Origin of the sequence: Pseudomonas veronii (genome assembly GCF_002028325.1) — a bacterium.
Lineage (GTDB): Bacteria > Pseudomonadota > Gammaproteobacteria > Pseudomonadales > Pseudomonadaceae > Aquipseudomonas > Aquipseudomonas veronii.
Map to the genome: position 1 here is coordinate 5,538,821 of NZ_CP018420.1, position 14,299 is coordinate 5,553,119.

Genomic DNA, 14,299 nt, shown 5'->3' on the forward strand with positions numbered 1-14,299 from the left:
GTCAACGATCACGCGTGAATCCTGGATGAACGCGGTGTCCTTGAGTTTTTCGCGAGCAAGCTCGCTCCTACAGGCCGGTCCAGGCCGTGACAAACGCCGCCACATCCTCGATCATGCGTGCATCCTGGATGAACGCGGTGTCCTTGAGTTTTTCGCGAGCAAGCTCGCTCCTACAGGCCGGTCCAGGCCGTGACAAACGCCGCTACATCCTCGATCACGCGTGCATCCTGGATGAACGCGGTGTCCTTGAGTTTTTCGCGAGCAAGCTCGCTCCTACAGGCCGGTCCAGGCCGTGACAAACGCCGCTACATCCTCTTTCGGCGCGGTACGCGGCGGGTTCTGCGGGGTGCCAAGGTAGAGGAAGCCAATGACTTCCTCGCCCTCTTTCAGTCCTAGGCCCTTGGCCACATGGGCCGAGTAGGACAAGTCCCCGGTGCGCCACACCGCGCCAATCCCCTGGGCGTAGGCCGCCAGCAGGATGCCATGGGCGGCACAAGCCGCCGCCAGTAACTGCTCGGATTTCGGCACCTTGAAGTGTTCCTGCAGGCGGGCAATCACCACTACGACCAGCGGCGCGCGCAACGGGCCGTTCTGGGCCTTGTCGAGGACGGCCTGCGGCGCGTCGGGGTCTTGCAGGCGGGCGGCTTCGACCAGCAACGTGCCCATCTGCTCACGGGCCGCGCCTTCCACGGTGAGGAACCGCCAAGGACGCAACTGGCCGTGGTCGGGCGCACGCATGGCCGCGGCGAACAGCACATCACGCTGCTCCTGGGTCGGTGCCGGTTCCAGCAGGCGCGGCACGGAAACACGGTTGAGCAAAGCGTCGAGAGCCTGCATTGGCCACCTCCAGAAAAAAATGTGCGGTCATTCTAGCGGGAATGGACCGGGATGCCATCAAACGATAATTGCTCTTATTCAAACCGCCCCGCCCTGTTAGACTTTGCGACCTTATTTTCCGCCTTTGCTCAGGAAACTCGATGCTCCGTTCGCTTCTTCGCCTGTCTGCAGGACTGATGGCCATGAGCCTGGTTGCCTGCGACGACGCCCCCCGGTTTACCCAGGCTGAGCCGGGGGAAGCGCGGGCCGGCGGGGCAACGACGGTGAACAAACACGGCCAGAACGCCTTTTCCCTGCCCTCGGCCAACCTGTCGCCAACCCGTCGCCTGGATTTCAGCGTCGGCAACAGTTTCTTTCGCAGCCCCTGGGTGATCGCGCCTTCCACCACCACCGCGCGCGACGGCCTGGGGCCGCTGTTCAACACCAATGCCTGCCAGAACTGCCATATCAAGGACGGCCGTGGCCACCCGCCGCTGGCCGACGCGCAGAACGCCGTGTCGATGCTGGTGCGCCTGTCGATCCCGGATGCGCCGCCGTATGCCAAGCTCATCGAGCAACTCGGCGTAGTGCCCGAGCCGGTCTACGGTGGGCAGTTGCAGGACATGGCCGTACCCGGCGTGACGCCGGAGGGCAAGGTGCGGGTCGACTACACACCGGTCAACGTCACGTTCACGGACGGCAGCGTCGTCGAACTGCGCAAGCCCAACCTGCAGATCACCCAACTCGGTTACGGCCCGATGCACCCGGACACGCGCTTCTCCGCACGCATCGCCCCGCCGATGATCGGCCTGGGCCTGCTCGAAGCGATTGCCGACGCGGATATCTTGCGCAACACCGACCCGAAGACCGCCGACAAAGACGCCATCGTCGGCCGCGCGAACTGGGTCTGGGATGACGCCCGGCAAAAAACCGTGCTCGGACGTTTCGGCTGGAAAGCCGGGCAACCCAATCTCAATCAACAGAACGTTCACGCGTTTTCGGGGGATATGGGCCTCACCACGTCGCTGAGACCGTTCGATGACTGCACCGACGCCCAGGTCGCCTGCAAACAGGCGCCCAACGGCAATGGCCCCGATGGCGAGCCGGAAGTCAGCGATAACATCCTGCGCCTGGTGCTGTTCTATACCCGCAACCTGGCGGTGCCCGTGCGCCGCGACGTCGACGCACCACAGGTGCTGGCCGGGAAGAACCTGTTCTACCAGGCCGGTTGCCAGGGGTGTCACACGCCGTCGTTCACCACGGCGGCCAATGCTGCCGAACCTGAACTGGCCAACCAGGTGATTCGCCCCTACAGCGACCTGCTGTTGCATGACATGGGCGACGGCCTGGCCGACCACCGCACCGAATTCAAGGCCAGTGGCCGCGACTGGCGCACGCCACCGTTGTGGGGCATCGGCCTGACGCAAACCGTCAGTGGCCACACCCAGTTCTTGCATGACGGCCGCGCCCGCAACCTGCTGGAAGCCGTGCTCTGGCACGGCGGTGAAGCACAAGCGGCGCAGCAGCATGTGTTGTCCTTCAATGCCGAGCAGCGCGCTGCACTGCTGGCGTTCCTGAACTCTTTATAAGCTTCGCCCCACTTACAGAAGGGAGCTCGACATGTTCCGTCCCAAGTTGTTGTTCACCAGCCTGGCCGCCCTCGCGCTCGGTGCCTGCTCGCCGCAAGACCCGCAAGCGGTGACCTCGGCCGCCATCGCCAAGCAAGTGATCTTGCCGACCTACAGCCGCTGGGTGGAAGCCGACCGTCAACTGGCCGTCAGCGCCCTGGCGTACTGCCAGGGCAAGGAAAGCCTGGACACCGCTCGCGCCGACTTCCTTCACGCCCAAAAAGCCTGGGCCGAACTGCAACCGCTGCTGATCGGCCCGCTGGCCGAGGGTAACCGTTCGTGGCAGGTGCAGTTCTGGCCGGACAAGAAAAACCTGGTGGGTCGTCAGGTCGAGCAACTGGTCGCCGCCCAGCCGCAGATCGATGCGGCCGCCCTGGCCAAATCCAGCGTAGTGGTGCAGGGCCTGTCGGCCTATGAATACATCCTCTACGACGCCAAGACCGATATCGCCGACGCCGCGCAGAAAGCCCGCTACTGCCCGCTGCTGACGGCCATCGGCGAGCGCCAGAAAGCCCTGGCCGAAGAGATCCTGGCCAGTTGGAACAGCACCGACGGCATGCTCGCGCAGATGAGCAAGTTTCCCAACCAGCGCTACGCTGATTCCCACGAGGCCATTGCCGACCTGCTGCGCGTACAAGTGACCGCACTGGACACCCTGAAGAAAAAACTCGGCACGCCGATGGGTCGCCAGACCAAGGGCATCCCGCAGCCGTTCCAGGCCGACGCGTGGCGCAGCCAGTCGTCCCTGCGAAGCCTGGAAGCCAGCCTTGCCGCGGCTCAGACCGTGTGGGTCGGCGTCGACAACAAAGGCCTGCGTGGCTTGTTGCCGGCCGATCAAAAGGCCCTGGCCGAGAAGATCGACGCCGCCTATGCAGCATCCCTGAAACTGTTCGCCAGCAACCAGCGCACCCTCAACGAATTGCTCGGCGATGACGCCGGACGCCAGCAGCTCAACGATCTCTACGACAGCCTCAACGTCGTCCACCGCCTGCACGAAGGCGAGCTGGCCAAGGCGCTGGGCATCCAACTGGGCTTCAACGCCAACGACGGTGACTGATGATGCTCAGGCGACAGGCTTTGGCCATTGGCAGCGCGTTGCTCGGCGCACTCACGCTGGGCGGCTGGACGTTGTTCAAGCAGAAAGACAAGGGCCCGCTGCTGCTGTCGGCGCGGGATGATGCAGACGGCAAACACTATGCTGTCGGTTATCGCCTGGACGGCCAGCGGGTGTTCGCCACCCAGGTCGGCCAGCGCTGCCACGACATCATCAACCACCCGACGCTGCCGATCGCGCTGTTTGTCGCCCGTCGCCCGGGCACCGAGAGTTACCTGATCGACCTGCGTGATGGCGCGCTGCTGCAAACCATCACCGCGAATGCAAACCGCCACTTCTATGGCCACGCGGTAATCCATAAAAGTGGCGACTGGCTGTACGCCACCGAAAACGACACCTCCGATCCGGGCCGTGGCCTGCTCGGGGTGTACCGGTTCGAAGGCGAACGGCTGGTGCATAGCGGCGAGATTTCCACCCATGGCATCGGCCCGCACCAGGTGGCGTGGATGCCCGACGGCGAAACCCTGGTGGTGGCCAACGGCGGCATCCGCACCGAAGCCGAAAGCCGCGTGGAAATGAACCTCAACGCCATGGAACCGAGCCTGGTGCTGATGCAACGCGACGGCAGCCTGATCAGCAAGGAAACCCTCGGCCAACAGATGAACAGCGTGCGCCATATGGGCATCGCCAGCGATGGCACCATCCTCACCGGGCAGCAGTTCATGGGGCCGTCCCAGGAGCGCTCCGAGTTGCTTGCGATCAAGCGGCCGGGGCAGCCATTCATGGCGTTTGCGGTGGCCGACGAGCAGTTACAAGCGATGGCGCACTACACCGCCAGCGTCGCGGTACACAGCGAATTGCGCCTGGTCGCGTTGACCGCACCGCGCGGCAACCGCTTGTTTATCTGGCACATCGACAGCGGCGAGCTGCGCCTGGATGGGCCGTTGCCGGACTGTGCGGGCGTGGGTGCAGTGGCGGACGGGTTTGTCGTGACCTCCGGCCAGGGGCGCTGCCGGTTCTATGACTGCCGCCAGGCACAGCTGAGCGCAACACCGTTGGAATTGCCAGCCGGGCTTTGGGATAACCATCTGCATCTGGTCTGACGGTCAGGCTCGGCCCGCGCTGCGCCCGACGGGCAAATCGCTGGCGAAAAAAAAGGGCCTCGTCTCACAAGGCCCTTTTTGGGTGGTTTCGATCGTTTCAACTTTGTGGCCCCACCCCTCGAGACATCCCGAACATGAACAGCAGCAGGTCATGATCGGGCTTGACCGTCGCATTCGCCTTGGCGATGCGCGGCAGCAGGCATTGCCCGCTGCCTTGCACCGCACTGAGGACCTGTGTCCGAGGCTGTTCCCATGCAGCCAGGGCCAGGGCAGCAACGCCCAACGCCCCGACCAGAAACAGACCTCGAGCTATTTCTAGCTTCATTTGGTTAAACCCTTGATAGCGCTGCCAAACGCCGTCTCGTAAAAGTAGCTGAGTTTTGCCCAGTCGCCATCGCTCCACGACGAATGGCGGCGCAGTTGCAGCATGTCATGGGAGGCGGCTCGATAAGCGGTCAGGCGCTGGCGGCATTTCTCGAAGTCCAGCAGCGCGACTTCCACGTTGGCCGAGTCGGGCTCACCCGTGACGCGCACAAAGATATGCTTGATGTACAAGCAACCGTGTTGCCAGCGACCTTTGTGCATGCGCGCCAATGTCGCCGCCACCTCTTTGAGTACACGCTCGTGTACCGCTTCGCCGTACTGTTCACGGCCACCGGCGGCGTACCATTTTTCGATTTCGTCGAAACCGTCCAGCGAAGCCGTCACCAACAATGCTTTCCATTGGTGTTGCGGATCACGACGCGCCTCGCAGAACACCATCTCCGGTACCCGTACATTCAGCGCGCGCAGGCCTTTGAGAGCATCCCGTTCGCGCAACACCGTCGGGCGTCCAAACGGATGCAGCCAACTGCGGTAGATATGCCCGGTCTGACGTTTGCTGTAGAGCAAACGCCCGGTGGGCCCCATCACACGCTGCACGCCACTTTCACCGCCACGCCGACGATTAGGCTCTTCGACCCACTCGCCCTGCTGGCGCCAGAAATACTCAAATCGCTCTTCGGGAGCTACATGACTGCCTGCTACGCACTCAACTGCCATCCTGTTACCTCTTGCGCAATACATATACTCGCCACATGGCGTAGAGCGGAATGAAGTCCAGGGACTCCTGAACACGGAAACCGGCCTGCTCAAACTCTGCCTCGACAGTAGCAGCCGGTAACACGAACCGGTTTTGGTAACCTTCCTGCTCACCTTTCCTACGACGTTTTACTTCAGCACGCTTGCGTTTCCAGGCCTTGAAGTTGCCATCCACCCACAGCGAGATGATCACGCTGTCGCGGGTAACACGATGAAACTCCTGCAATATCGCCAAGCGGTGCTCAGGCTCACCAATGTGGTGCATCAGGCGCATGCAGAAGATGCTGTCGACCGCGTTATCAGGCAAATCGATATCAAAGGCGGATGTCTGCAAAGGGCGTACCCGTTTGACCACGTCCGGTGGCTGGGCGACCATCGCGACCTTCAACATCGACTCCGAATTATCGGCGCCGATGATCACCCGGTTGGGTTTTTCCGCCAGCAACGGCCAGAAACGCCCGGCCCCGCAAGGCAAGTCCAAGACCAGGCCAGGTTCACCGGCCATGGCCAGCGCACCGCGCGCCAACTGCTCGTCACGTTTGTGGGACAGCCGGCGAGCTAAATTATCCTGATGTTTGAGCAAATAATTCTGTGCATGCTCTTCGTCGTACTTATCGGAAAATTCGAGCTTGATCGGGGTAGGCATCTTACGTCTCCGTTTACTGATGCCTACGACCTTAAGTTGCAGACTGTGATCAATAGGTCAACTCGTTGTGAAAAACTTGTCCTGTCCAGATTCATACATGTCAAGACTTTACCGACACAAATGATAGCAACGGGCTATCTACGACGAATTACACTGATCGTTGCCAGCATAGCGGTAGCACACACGGTCAGGATTTGACCTGGCTCAGTTGGACATGAAAGCGGCAACCATTGGGTTCCATGGTGCTCAGGCTGACGCTCCAGCCTTGGTTTTCGCAGATCCTCTGCACCAGCGACAGCCCCAGTCCAAGGCCCTCACCGCGTTTTTCGCTGCCGCGCACGAAGGGCTCGAACATGGCTTCGCGCTTGTCTTCAGGAATGCCGACGCCGGAGTCTTCCACCACAAAACCACTCGGTTCCAGGGTGAGCCGGATAAAGCCCTGCTCGGTGTAATGCAGTGCATTACGCAGCAGATTGCCCATCACCGCATGCAGGAAGGTGGTGTTATAGCGGGTATCCAGGGGGTTGCCCGGCTGGTAGATCAGTTGCAGGCCTTTTTGCTCGATCGGCTCACGCCAGATGCCGAGCAAATCATCCGCCACCTGGGTGAGGGTTACCCGGGGGGACATGGTGGCGTCGTTGTGTTGGGCGCGTGCCAGCATCAGGAAGGTCTGCACCAGTTCGCGCATTTCTTCGCAGGCCCTGGCGATGCGCAGCACCTGGTTGCGCCCACGCTCGTCGATGGCCGGGTTTTCCAACAGCAGCTCGCAGGAACTGGCCAATACCATCAACGGCGTGCGCAATTCGTGGCTCACATCACTGGTAAACAACTGCTCGCGGGACAGCGCCTGGCGCAGACGGCCCAATGTGGCGTCGAAGGCCACGGCCAGCTCGCCCACTTCATCGGCGGCGTAATCCGGTGCCAGGGGCGGCGCCAGGCCGAGCAACTGGTCACGATGACGCACCTGGCGCGCCAGGCGCACCACCGGTGCCATCACCTTGCGGGCCAGCACCCAGCCGAGGAAGACCGCCAGCGCCAGGCTGAGCACGAAGCCCACCAGCACCACCGCGAACAGCACGCGCTCACGCTCTTCGAAATCGCTCTGATCTTGCAGCAGCACGTAACGCCGACCATCGACCACTTCGACCATGGCGTGGTACGACAACGCCTCGCGGAACACTTCATGAAAACCCGGTTCCAGGTGCCGCAGGTCCTTGGGCAGCTCGAAATCCCCGCGCCCGCCGCTGAAATAGAACAGCTGGTCCGGCTCGGGTCGGTGGCTCCAGTCCTCGACGCTGTCCATCAGCAGCAGGCGCTGCAAGTCGCCGCCCAGACCTGCCGAAATCAGCTTCTCTTCCACCAGATGCACCGTCGCGATGATCCCCATCGCGAAGGCGCCCGCCACCAATGCGCTCATCAAGGCAAAGGCGATGATGATCCGCTGGGCAAGGCTTTGCTTAAACTCCATCACGACCCTCGGCCAGGCGGTAACCCACACCGTGTACCGTTTGCAGCAATGGTTTGGCGAAAGGTTTATCGATCACTTGGCGCAACTGGTGGACGTGACTGCGCAGGCTGTCACTGTCGGGGCAATCATCCCCCCATAGGGCTTCTTCGAGAATTTCCCGACGCAGCACATGGGGACTTTTCTGCATCAACACCGCCAGCAGCTTCAGGCCCACCGGGTTGAGCTTGAGCAGGCGCCCTTCGCGGGTGACTTCCAGGGTATCGAGGTCGTAATGCAGGTCGGCCACCTGCAGGGCACGGCGTCCGCCCCCCTGGGCGCGGCGCAGCACGGCTTCGATGCGCGCGGCCAGTTCCGACAGGGCAAACGGTTTGAGCAAGTAGTCATCAGCGCCGGACTTGAAACCCTGCAGGCGGTCATCCAACTGGTCGCGGGCGGTGAGCATGATCACCGGCGTATCGCGGCGCGCATCTTCGCGCAGGCGTTTGCACAGGGTGTAGCCATCGATGCCGGGCAGCATGATGTCGAGTACGATCAGGTCGTAGTGCTCGGTGGCAGCCAGGTGCAGGCCCGACAAACCGTCCTGCGCGCAGTCCACGGTGTAACCTTTGAGCCCCAGATAATCGGCCAGATTGGCCAAAATATCGCGGTTGTCTTCAACCAATAAAATTCGCATGGGCAGTGTCTCCGTACTTTCGTGCCAGCCGTGTGTTGGCTCGCGCAGCTTAAGGCCTAGTGGGGCTCAGGGATAGAGCTGAGCGCTGCGTAGATAAACGATTTCAACCGATTAAAGAGTTGAACGAGTTTTTCACTATAGCTTCACAAACTGACTACAGTGCCAGGCCGAAGATCGCCCCCATCGATCTAAGGAAGTTGGACATGGGGTTTCTCAAAACAGCGCCTATGCGCTATTTGCTGTTGGTAACCGGTGCCTGGCTGGTTGTTTTCCTGCTCACCCGCAGCGCACTGCTCATTACGCATCTGGATGAAGTCGGCGGCAATCTGCTGCCGGTGTTTGGCGTGGGCCTGCTCTATGACCTGGCTTTTCTAGCCTATGCCGCCCTTCCTCTGGGGCTGTACCTGTTGCTGTGCCCGCCCGCGCTGTGGCGTCGCCGCGGCCATCGCTGGTTCCTGCAGGCGGTGCTCACCGTCAGCCTGTTCGCGATGCTGTTCACCTCGGTGGCCGAATGGTTGTTCTGGGATGAGTTTGGCGTGCGCTTCAACTTTATCGCCGTCGACTACCTGGTGTACTCCGACGAAGTACTGAACAACCTGCTGGAATCCTACCCCATCGGCAAGTTGCTCAGTTTGCTGGCGATGCTGGCCATCGTGTTGAGCCTGGCCCTGCGCAAGCCATTCAATGCGGCAATGAACGCCCCGCTGCCGCCCATGCGCGGCCGTTTGTTGAATGCCTTGGCGCTGTTGGTCGTCGCGGGCCTGAGCCTGCAACTGATCAGCCAGGACAGCCCACGCGCCCAAGGCGGCAATGCCTACAAGAACGAACTGGCGAGCAATGGCCCGTATCAGTTTTTCGCCGCGTTCCGTAACAACGAGCTGGATTACTCACAGTTCTACAAGAGCCTGCCAACCGAGATCGTGGCCAAGCAGTTGCGCGCCGAACTCAGCGAGCCCAATGCGCGCTTCATCGGCCAGGACCCACTGGATATCCGCCGTGCCATCACCCACCCGGGCACGCTGCGCAAACCCAACATCGTGCTGGTGACCATCGAAAGTTTCAGCGCCAAATACATGGGCAGCAATGGCGACGGGCGCAACCTCACGCCGAATCTCGACGCCTTGCGTCAACAAAGCCTGTACTTCAACAACTTCTACGCCACCGGCACCCGCACCGACCGTGGCCTGGAGGCGATCACCCTGGCCATCCCACCGACGCCGGGACGCTCCATCGTCAAGCGCATTGGTCGGGAGAGCGGCTTCGCCAGCCTGGGGCAACAACTCACGGCCATCGGTTACGACAGCGTGTTTGTGTACGGCGGGCGCGGTTATTTCGACAACATGAACGCGTTTTTCAGCGGCAACGGTTATCGCGTCGTAGACCAGAGCAGCGTGCCCGAGTCAGAAATCTCGTTCAAGAATGCCTGGGGCATGGCGGACGAGGATCTGTACAAACAGACCCTGAAGCTGGCCGATGCCGACTACGCCAAGCAGCAGCCGTTCCTGCTGCAACTGATGACCACCTCCAACCATCGCCCCTACACCTACCCGGACGGGCGCATCGATATCAAATCCGGCAATGGCCGCGACGGCGCGGTGAAGTATACCGACCATGCCATCGGCCAGTTCCTGGAAGCGGCGCGTCAGAAGCCATGGTTCGATAACACGATCTTCGTCTTCGTCGCCGACCACACCGCCGGCAGTGCAGGCCAGGAAGACCTGCCCATCGCCAACTATCAGATTCCACTGTTCATCTATGCGCCGAAGCTGATCGACGCACGGGAATCGGCGCAACTGGCCAGCCAGATCGACCTGGCGCCGACCCTGCTGGGCCTGATCAACCTGAGCTATGAATCGACCTTCTTTGGCCGTGACCTGTTGCAGGACAACCCATTGCCCCCTCGGGTCGTGGTCGGCAACTACCAGCACCTGGGGCTGTTCGACGGCAAAAACCTGGCGATTCTCAGCCCACGCCAGGGCCTGCGTCGCCACGACGAGGCGCTGGGTAAAAGCCAGGAGTTGCGGGTCGGCAGCGATGACCCGCTGATCCAGCGGGCAATCACCTACTACCAGGCCGCCAGTTATGATTTCAAACAACAACTGCTGAGCTGGAAAGCGCCCAAGGAAGAGGCCCCGGCATTAAGCACGCGCTAACCAAAACGTCCCGTACAGCCGAGTACGGGACTTTTTTATCAGGGTTTACCATGCAATCCCCACCTGTTGTTCTGGTTTCCAAACCTCTCAATTTCTGGCTGTGCCTGGGCATCCCCGCCGGCGCTGTGCTGCTGATGCTATTGCTGCAGCTGACATCGCTGGACATGGACCTCGCCAAGCAGTTCTACAGCGCTGCGGGTGGCGGCTTCATCGGGCGTTACAGCTTCTTCCTCGAAGACATCCTGCATGACCGCGCCAAACAGATGGTCATCCTGTTCTCGGTGCTGGCCATTCTGGGGTTTGCCGGTACCTTTATCCTCCAGCGCCTCAAGCCGTACCGCCGCGAACTGGGCTGCCTGGTGTTGTCCCTGGGGCTGGCCACGGCGTTCGTCTCGCCGTTGAAAACCGTCACCGCCGTGCAATGCCCGTGGAGCCTCAAGGAGTTCGGTGGCCAGGAAACCTACAGCGAACTGCTGAGCCCTCGCCCGCCCACCGATAAACCTGGGCGCTGCTGGCCCGGCGGGCATGCGGCAACCGGGTTCGCCCTGTTCGCCTGGTTCTTTGCGCTACGGGATCGCCGGCCGCGGATGGCACGCAAGGCGTTCATCTTTGCCGTGGCGCTGGGCAGCGTGTTTTCCGTGAGCCGCATGGCGCAGGGCGCGCACTTCTTTTCCCACAATGTGTGGACGGCGATTTTCTGTTGGCTGATCTGCCTGGGGCTGTACTGCCTGATACTCTATCGACCATCGAAGGTCAGGGTGTCAGAAGTGCGTGCATTGAATACGTAGACCGGCCAACCACTTCAGTTACCTCCCTCCCTTATTACGCACCCGCATAAAAAAACCCCGCCTGCATCGCTGCAGGCGGGGTTTTTCAGTCGCCGGGTAAGGCTGGCTTACATCATGCCGCCCATGCCACCCATGCCGCCCATGTCTGGCATACCGCCGCCAGCCGAGCCTTCTTTCTTCGGTGCTTCAGCAACAGCGGCTTCGGTGGTCAGGATCAGACCGCCGATGGAGGAAGCTGCTTGCAGCGCCGAACGAGTCACCTTGGTAGGGTCCAGGATGCCCATTTCGATCATGTCGCCGTATTCGCTGGTTGCCGCGTTGTAACCGAAGTTACCTTTACCGTTCTTCACAGCGTTAACCACAACGCTTGGCTCGTCGCCGCTGTTGGCAGCGATCTGACGCAGCGGTGCTTCAACGGCGCGACGCAGTACAGCGATACCCACGTCCTGATCGGCGTTGTCGCCTTTCAGGTCCAGGATGGCTTCCAGGGCGCGGATCAGTGCAACACCACCGCCAGGTACCACGCCTTCTTCAACGGCTGCGCGGGTTGCGTGCAGGGCGTCTTCAACGCGGGCTTTCTTCTCTTTCATTTCAACTTCGGAGCCAGCGCCAACCTTGATCACTGCAACGCCGCCGGACAGCTTGGCCAGACGCTCTTGCAGTTTTTCACGGTCGTAGTCCGAGGAAGTTTCGGCAACCTGGGCACGGATCTGAGTGATGCGCGACTGGATGTCCTGATCTACGCCAGCACCGTCGACGATGATGGTGTTTTCCTTGGAGATGGTCACGCGCTTGGCGCTGCCCAGGTTTTCCAGGGTGGCGCTTTCCAGGCTCAGGCCGATCTCTTCGGAGATAACGGTACCGCCGGTCAGAACGGCGATGTCCTGCAGCATGGCCTTGCGACGGTCGCCGAAGCCTGGAGCCTTGACGGCTGCAACCTTGACGATGCCACGCATGTTGTTCACAACCAGAGTCGCCAGGGCTTCGCCTTCAACGTCTTCGGAAACGATCAGCAGTGGGCGGCCGGCCTTGGCAACGGCTTCCAGCACCGGCAGCATTTCGCGGATGTTGGAGATTTTTTTGTCGACCAGCAGGATCAGCGGGCTTTCCAGCTCGGCAACCATGGTTTCTGGCTTGTTGACGAAGTACGGGGACAGGTAGCCACGGTCGAACTGCATGCCTTCTACAACCGACAGTTCGTTTTCCAGGCCAGTGCCTTCTTCAACGGTGATCACGCCTTCTTTACCGACTTTTTCCATGGCTTCGGCAATGATGTCGCCGATGGAGTTGTCGGAGTTGGCGGAGATGGTACCCACCTGAGCGATAGCCTTGGTGTCAGCGCATGGCTTGGACAGGTTTTTCAGCTCTTTGACGATGGCGATGGTCGCCTTGTCGATGCCGCGCTTGAGGTCCATCGGGTTCATGCCGGCAGCGACGGCTTTCAGGCCTTCGTTGACGATCGACTGAGCCAGAACGGTAGCGGTGGTGGTGCCGTCGCCTGCGTCATCGTTGGCACGGGAGGCAACGTCTTTGACCAGCTGCGCGCCCATGTTCTCGAAACGGTCTTCCAGTTCGATTTCTTTGGCGACGGAAACGCCGTCCTTGGTGATGGTCGGAGCGCCGAAGCTCTTCTCGATGATCACGTTACGGCCTTTAGGGCCCAGGGTCGCTTTTACTGCGTCAGCCAGGACGTTGACACCGGTGAGCATTTTCTTGCGGGCGGAATCGCCGAATTTAACTTCTTTAGCAGCCATTATCGATATTCCTTAAATACTTTGTAGTAACGGGAAAATGAGCGGGGAAATCAGCCTTCCAGAACGGCGAGAATCTCGTTCTCAGCCATGACCAGCAGGTCTTCGCCGTCGACTTTCACAGTGTTGCTGCCGGAGTAAGGACCGAATACAACCTTGTCACCGACTTTAACGGCCAGCGCACGTACTTCACCGTTTTCCAGAGTCTTGCCTGGGCCTGCAGCGACGATCACACCGTGGTTGGCTTTTTCAGCAGCCGAACCTGGCAGAACGATACCGCCAGCGGTTTTCTTTTCTTCTTCGCTGCGACGGATAACGACGCGGTCGTGCAGAGGACGAAGCTTGCTCATTGTCGATCTCTCCTAATTGTGTTTTTCATCGGCCGGTGTCAGTACCGGCAGGTTAAATCCGGCGGGGCCGGTCGCGGTTCGCAGGGCGAAACGCGGAAGTCTGTCTGGTGTCGCCACCAGAAACCTTGCGGTGACCGTTACATAAGGGCGCATCAGCTTATTACAAGGGGCCGGCGATGAATTTTTTTGCGTCTGCCGGCCCTTAAAAACAACACAGCCCCCGAAGGGGCCGCGCCAGTGAAGCGGTTATTTGCTGTCGCGATGCTCGAACTCACCTTCGATCACATCACCTTCTCGCCCCAACGGCTGGCGCGGAGCCGGGCCGCCACGGGGTTGCAGGTCGTCGGCGAACGCGCGCTGGCGAATCGCAGCCTCTTCGGCGCGCTGGCGCATCTTGCCCGCCAGCAGCTTGCGCGTGAACGGCAGCAACATGACCAGGCCGAGCACATCGCTGATGAAGCCTGGCAGGATCAACAGGCCACCGGCCAGGGCCATCATCAGCCCTTCGAGCATGGTTTGTGCCGGCAATTCGCCGCGATTCAGGCTTTCACGGGCACGCAGCGCCGTGGCCAGACCGGCGACGCGCAGCACCAGAACGCCGAGCATCGAGCCGAGAATGATCAGCAGCAGTGCCGGAAAAAACCCGATCGCACCACTGACTTTTACGAATACGAACAGCTCCAACACCGGGAACAGCAGAAAGAGCAATAAAAAAGGGCGCATCAAATGGTTTCCTCAACGCAAGATTGCCTTGCCAGTCCACCTTAGATGACGTCGCCATTTCGTGAA

At 60.9% G+C, this 14,299-nt stretch carries 15 protein-coding genes; 5 read left to right on the top strand and 10 right to left on the bottom strand.

Going from position 1 to position 14,299, the window contains the following annotated elements:
• Window positions 1-67: 67 nt before the first annotated feature.
• Window positions 68-196: a hypothetical protein gene (locus PverR02_RS32930; protein WP_262377345.1), complete on the bottom strand. Its 129-nt coding sequence runs from the start codon at window positions 194-196 to the stop codon at window positions 68-70.
• Between the two features lie 77 nt (window positions 197-273).
• The gene (locus PverR02_RS25320; protein ID WP_017846101.1) at window positions 274-837 is read right to left on the bottom strand and encodes an NAD(P)H nitroreductase; all 564 of its coding nucleotides are present in this window, start codon (window positions 835-837) and stop codon (window positions 274-276) included.
• 140 nt (window positions 838-977) lie between these two features.
• Between PverR02_RS25320 and PverR02_RS25325 the strand changes: the two genes are divergently transcribed.
• The 3 genes from PverR02_RS25325 to PverR02_RS25335 are packed head-to-tail and all read left to right on the top strand — an operon-like array spanning window position 978 to window position 4,601.
• A complete protein-coding gene (locus PverR02_RS25325; RefSeq protein WP_079444609.1) occupies window positions 978-2,405 on the top strand; it encodes a di-heme oxidoreductase family protein in 1,428 nt (475 codons plus the stop codon).
• A 31-nt stretch (window positions 2,406-2,436) separates the two neighbouring features.
• Window positions 2,437-3,501, top strand: coding sequence for an imelysin family protein (locus PverR02_RS25330; RefSeq protein ID WP_017846103.1), 1,065 nt, complete (start codon window positions 2,437-2,439; stop codon window positions 3,499-3,501).
• Window positions 3,502-3,503: 2 nt separating this feature from the next.
• Window positions 3,504-4,601, top strand: coding sequence for a DUF1513 domain-containing protein (locus PverR02_RS25335; protein WP_046385189.1), 1,098 nt, complete (start codon window positions 3,504-3,506; stop codon window positions 4,599-4,601).
• A gap of 97 nt (window positions 4,602-4,698) precedes the next feature.
• On the opposite strand, the gene PverR02_RS25340 is transcribed toward PverR02_RS25335, so the two are convergent.
• The 5 genes from PverR02_RS25340 to colR all read right to left on the bottom strand — a co-directional run bounded on the left by PverR02_RS25340 (window position 4,699) and on the right by colR (window position 8,468).
• Window positions 4,699-4,926, bottom strand: a complete 228-nt coding sequence (locus PverR02_RS25340) for a hypothetical protein (protein WP_017846105.1) — start codon at window positions 4,924-4,926, stop codon at window positions 4,699-4,701.
• The gene (locus PverR02_RS25345) at window positions 4,923-5,642 is read right to left on the bottom strand and encodes a lipopolysaccharide kinase InaA family protein (protein WP_026139920.1); all 720 of its coding nucleotides are present in this window, start codon (window positions 5,640-5,642) and stop codon (window positions 4,923-4,925) included. Before PverR02_RS25345 ends, PverR02_RS25340 begins: the two co-directional genes overlap by 4 nt.
• Window positions 5,643-5,646: 4 nt before the next feature.
• Window positions 5,647-6,327: a class I SAM-dependent methyltransferase gene (locus PverR02_RS25350; protein ID WP_046382219.1), complete on the bottom strand. Its 681-nt coding sequence runs from the start codon at window positions 6,325-6,327 to the stop codon at window positions 5,647-5,649.
• A 187-nt stretch (window positions 6,328-6,514) separates the two neighbouring features.
• The gene (locus PverR02_RS25355) at window positions 6,515-7,795 is read right to left on the bottom strand and encodes a sensor histidine kinase (protein WP_046382218.1); all 1,281 of its coding nucleotides are present in this window, start codon (window positions 7,793-7,795) and stop codon (window positions 6,515-6,517) included.
• On the bottom strand, window positions 7,785-8,468 hold the full coding sequence (gene colR / locus PverR02_RS25360) for a two-component system response regulator ColR (RefSeq protein WP_016975511.1): 684 nt from the start codon (window positions 8,466-8,468) through the stop codon (window positions 7,785-7,787). The genes PverR02_RS25355 and colR overlap by 11 nt, the downstream gene beginning before the upstream one ends.
• Window positions 8,469-8,671: 203 nt before the next feature.
• Here colR and PverR02_RS25365 point away from each other — a divergent pair, with 203 nt between their 5' ends.
• Both PverR02_RS25365 and PverR02_RS25370 read left to right on the top strand, forming a co-directional pair.
• Window positions 8,672-10,621 carry an LTA synthase family protein gene (locus PverR02_RS25365; protein WP_079444610.1) on the top strand — a complete coding sequence of 650 codons (1,950 nt, stop codon included), beginning with the start codon at window positions 8,672-8,674 and terminating at the stop codon, window positions 10,619-10,621.
• Window positions 10,622-10,671: 50 nt separating this feature from the next.
• Window positions 10,672-11,409, top strand: coding sequence for a phosphatase PAP2 family protein (locus PverR02_RS25370; protein ID WP_079444611.1), 738 nt, complete (start codon window positions 10,672-10,674; stop codon window positions 11,407-11,409).
• Between the two features lie 107 nt (window positions 11,410-11,516).
• On the opposite strand, the gene groL is transcribed toward PverR02_RS25370, so the two are convergent.
• The 3 genes from groL to PverR02_RS25385 form a co-directional block, all read right to left on the bottom strand.
• Entirely contained in the window at window positions 11,517-13,163 is a 1,647-nt protein-coding gene (gene groL / locus PverR02_RS25375) for a chaperonin GroEL (RefSeq protein ID WP_017846111.1), read from the bottom strand.
• A 50-nt stretch (window positions 13,164-13,213) separates the two neighbouring features.
• Complete coding sequence (locus tag PverR02_RS25380) at window positions 13,214-13,510, bottom strand: co-chaperone GroES (protein ID WP_017846112.1); 297 nt, start codon at window positions 13,508-13,510, stop codon at window positions 13,214-13,216.
• Window positions 13,511-13,756: 246 nt separating this feature from the next.
• Window positions 13,757-14,233: an FxsA family protein gene (locus PverR02_RS25385; RefSeq protein WP_017846113.1), complete on the bottom strand. Its 477-nt coding sequence runs from the start codon at window positions 14,231-14,233 to the stop codon at window positions 13,757-13,759.
• Between the last annotated feature and the right edge of the window lie 66 nt (window positions 14,234-14,299).

Excerpts from the sequence above, each read along its gene's own strand:
- PverR02_RS25320 (WP_017846101.1), bottom strand. The coding sequence starts at position 837 with ATGCAGGCTCTCGACGCTTTGCTCAACCGTGTTTCCGTGCCGCGCCTG.
- PverR02_RS25325 (WP_079444609.1), top strand. The coding sequence starts at position 978 with ATGCTCCGTTCGCTTCTTCGCCTGTCTGCAGGACTGATGGCCATGAGC.
- PverR02_RS25330 (WP_017846103.1), top strand. The coding sequence starts at position 2,437 with ATGTTCCGTCCCAAGTTGTTGTTCACCAGCCTGGCCGCCCTCGCGCTC.
- PverR02_RS25335 (WP_046385189.1), top strand. The coding sequence starts at position 3,504 with ATGCTCAGGCGACAGGCTTTGGCCATTGGCAGCGCGTTGCTCGGCGCA.
- PverR02_RS25340 (WP_017846105.1), bottom strand. The coding sequence starts at position 4,926 with ATGAAGCTAGAAATAGCTCGAGGTCTGTTTCTGGTCGGGGCGTTGGGC.
- PverR02_RS25345 (WP_026139920.1), bottom strand. The coding sequence starts at position 5,642 with ATGGCAGTTGAGTGCGTAGCAGGCAGTCATGTAGCTCCCGAAGAGCGA.
- PverR02_RS25350 (WP_046382219.1), bottom strand. The coding sequence starts at position 6,327 with ATGCCTACCCCGATCAAGCTCGAATTTTCCGATAAGTACGACGAAGAG.
- PverR02_RS25355 (WP_046382218.1), bottom strand. The coding sequence starts at position 7,795 with ATGGAGTTTAAGCAAAGCCTTGCCCAGCGGATCATCATCGCCTTTGCC.
- colR (WP_016975511.1), bottom strand. The coding sequence starts at position 8,468 with ATGCGAATTTTATTGGTTGAAGACAACCGCGATATTTTGGCCAATCTG.
- PverR02_RS25365 (WP_079444610.1), top strand. The coding sequence starts at position 8,672 with ATGGGGTTTCTCAAAACAGCGCCTATGCGCTATTTGCTGTTGGTAACC.
- PverR02_RS25370 (WP_079444611.1), top strand. The coding sequence starts at position 10,672 with ATGCAATCCCCACCTGTTGTTCTGGTTTCCAAACCTCTCAATTTCTGG.
- groL (WP_017846111.1), bottom strand. The coding sequence starts at position 13,163 with ATGGCTGCTAAAGAAGTTAAATTCGGCGATTCCGCCCGCAAGAAAATG.
- PverR02_RS25380 (WP_017846112.1), bottom strand. The coding sequence starts at position 13,510 with ATGAGCAAGCTTCGTCCTCTGCACGACCGCGTCGTTATCCGTCGCAGC.
- PverR02_RS25385 (WP_017846113.1), bottom strand. The coding sequence starts at position 14,233 with ATGCGCCCTTTTTTATTGCTCTTTCTGCTGTTCCCGGTGTTGGAGCTG.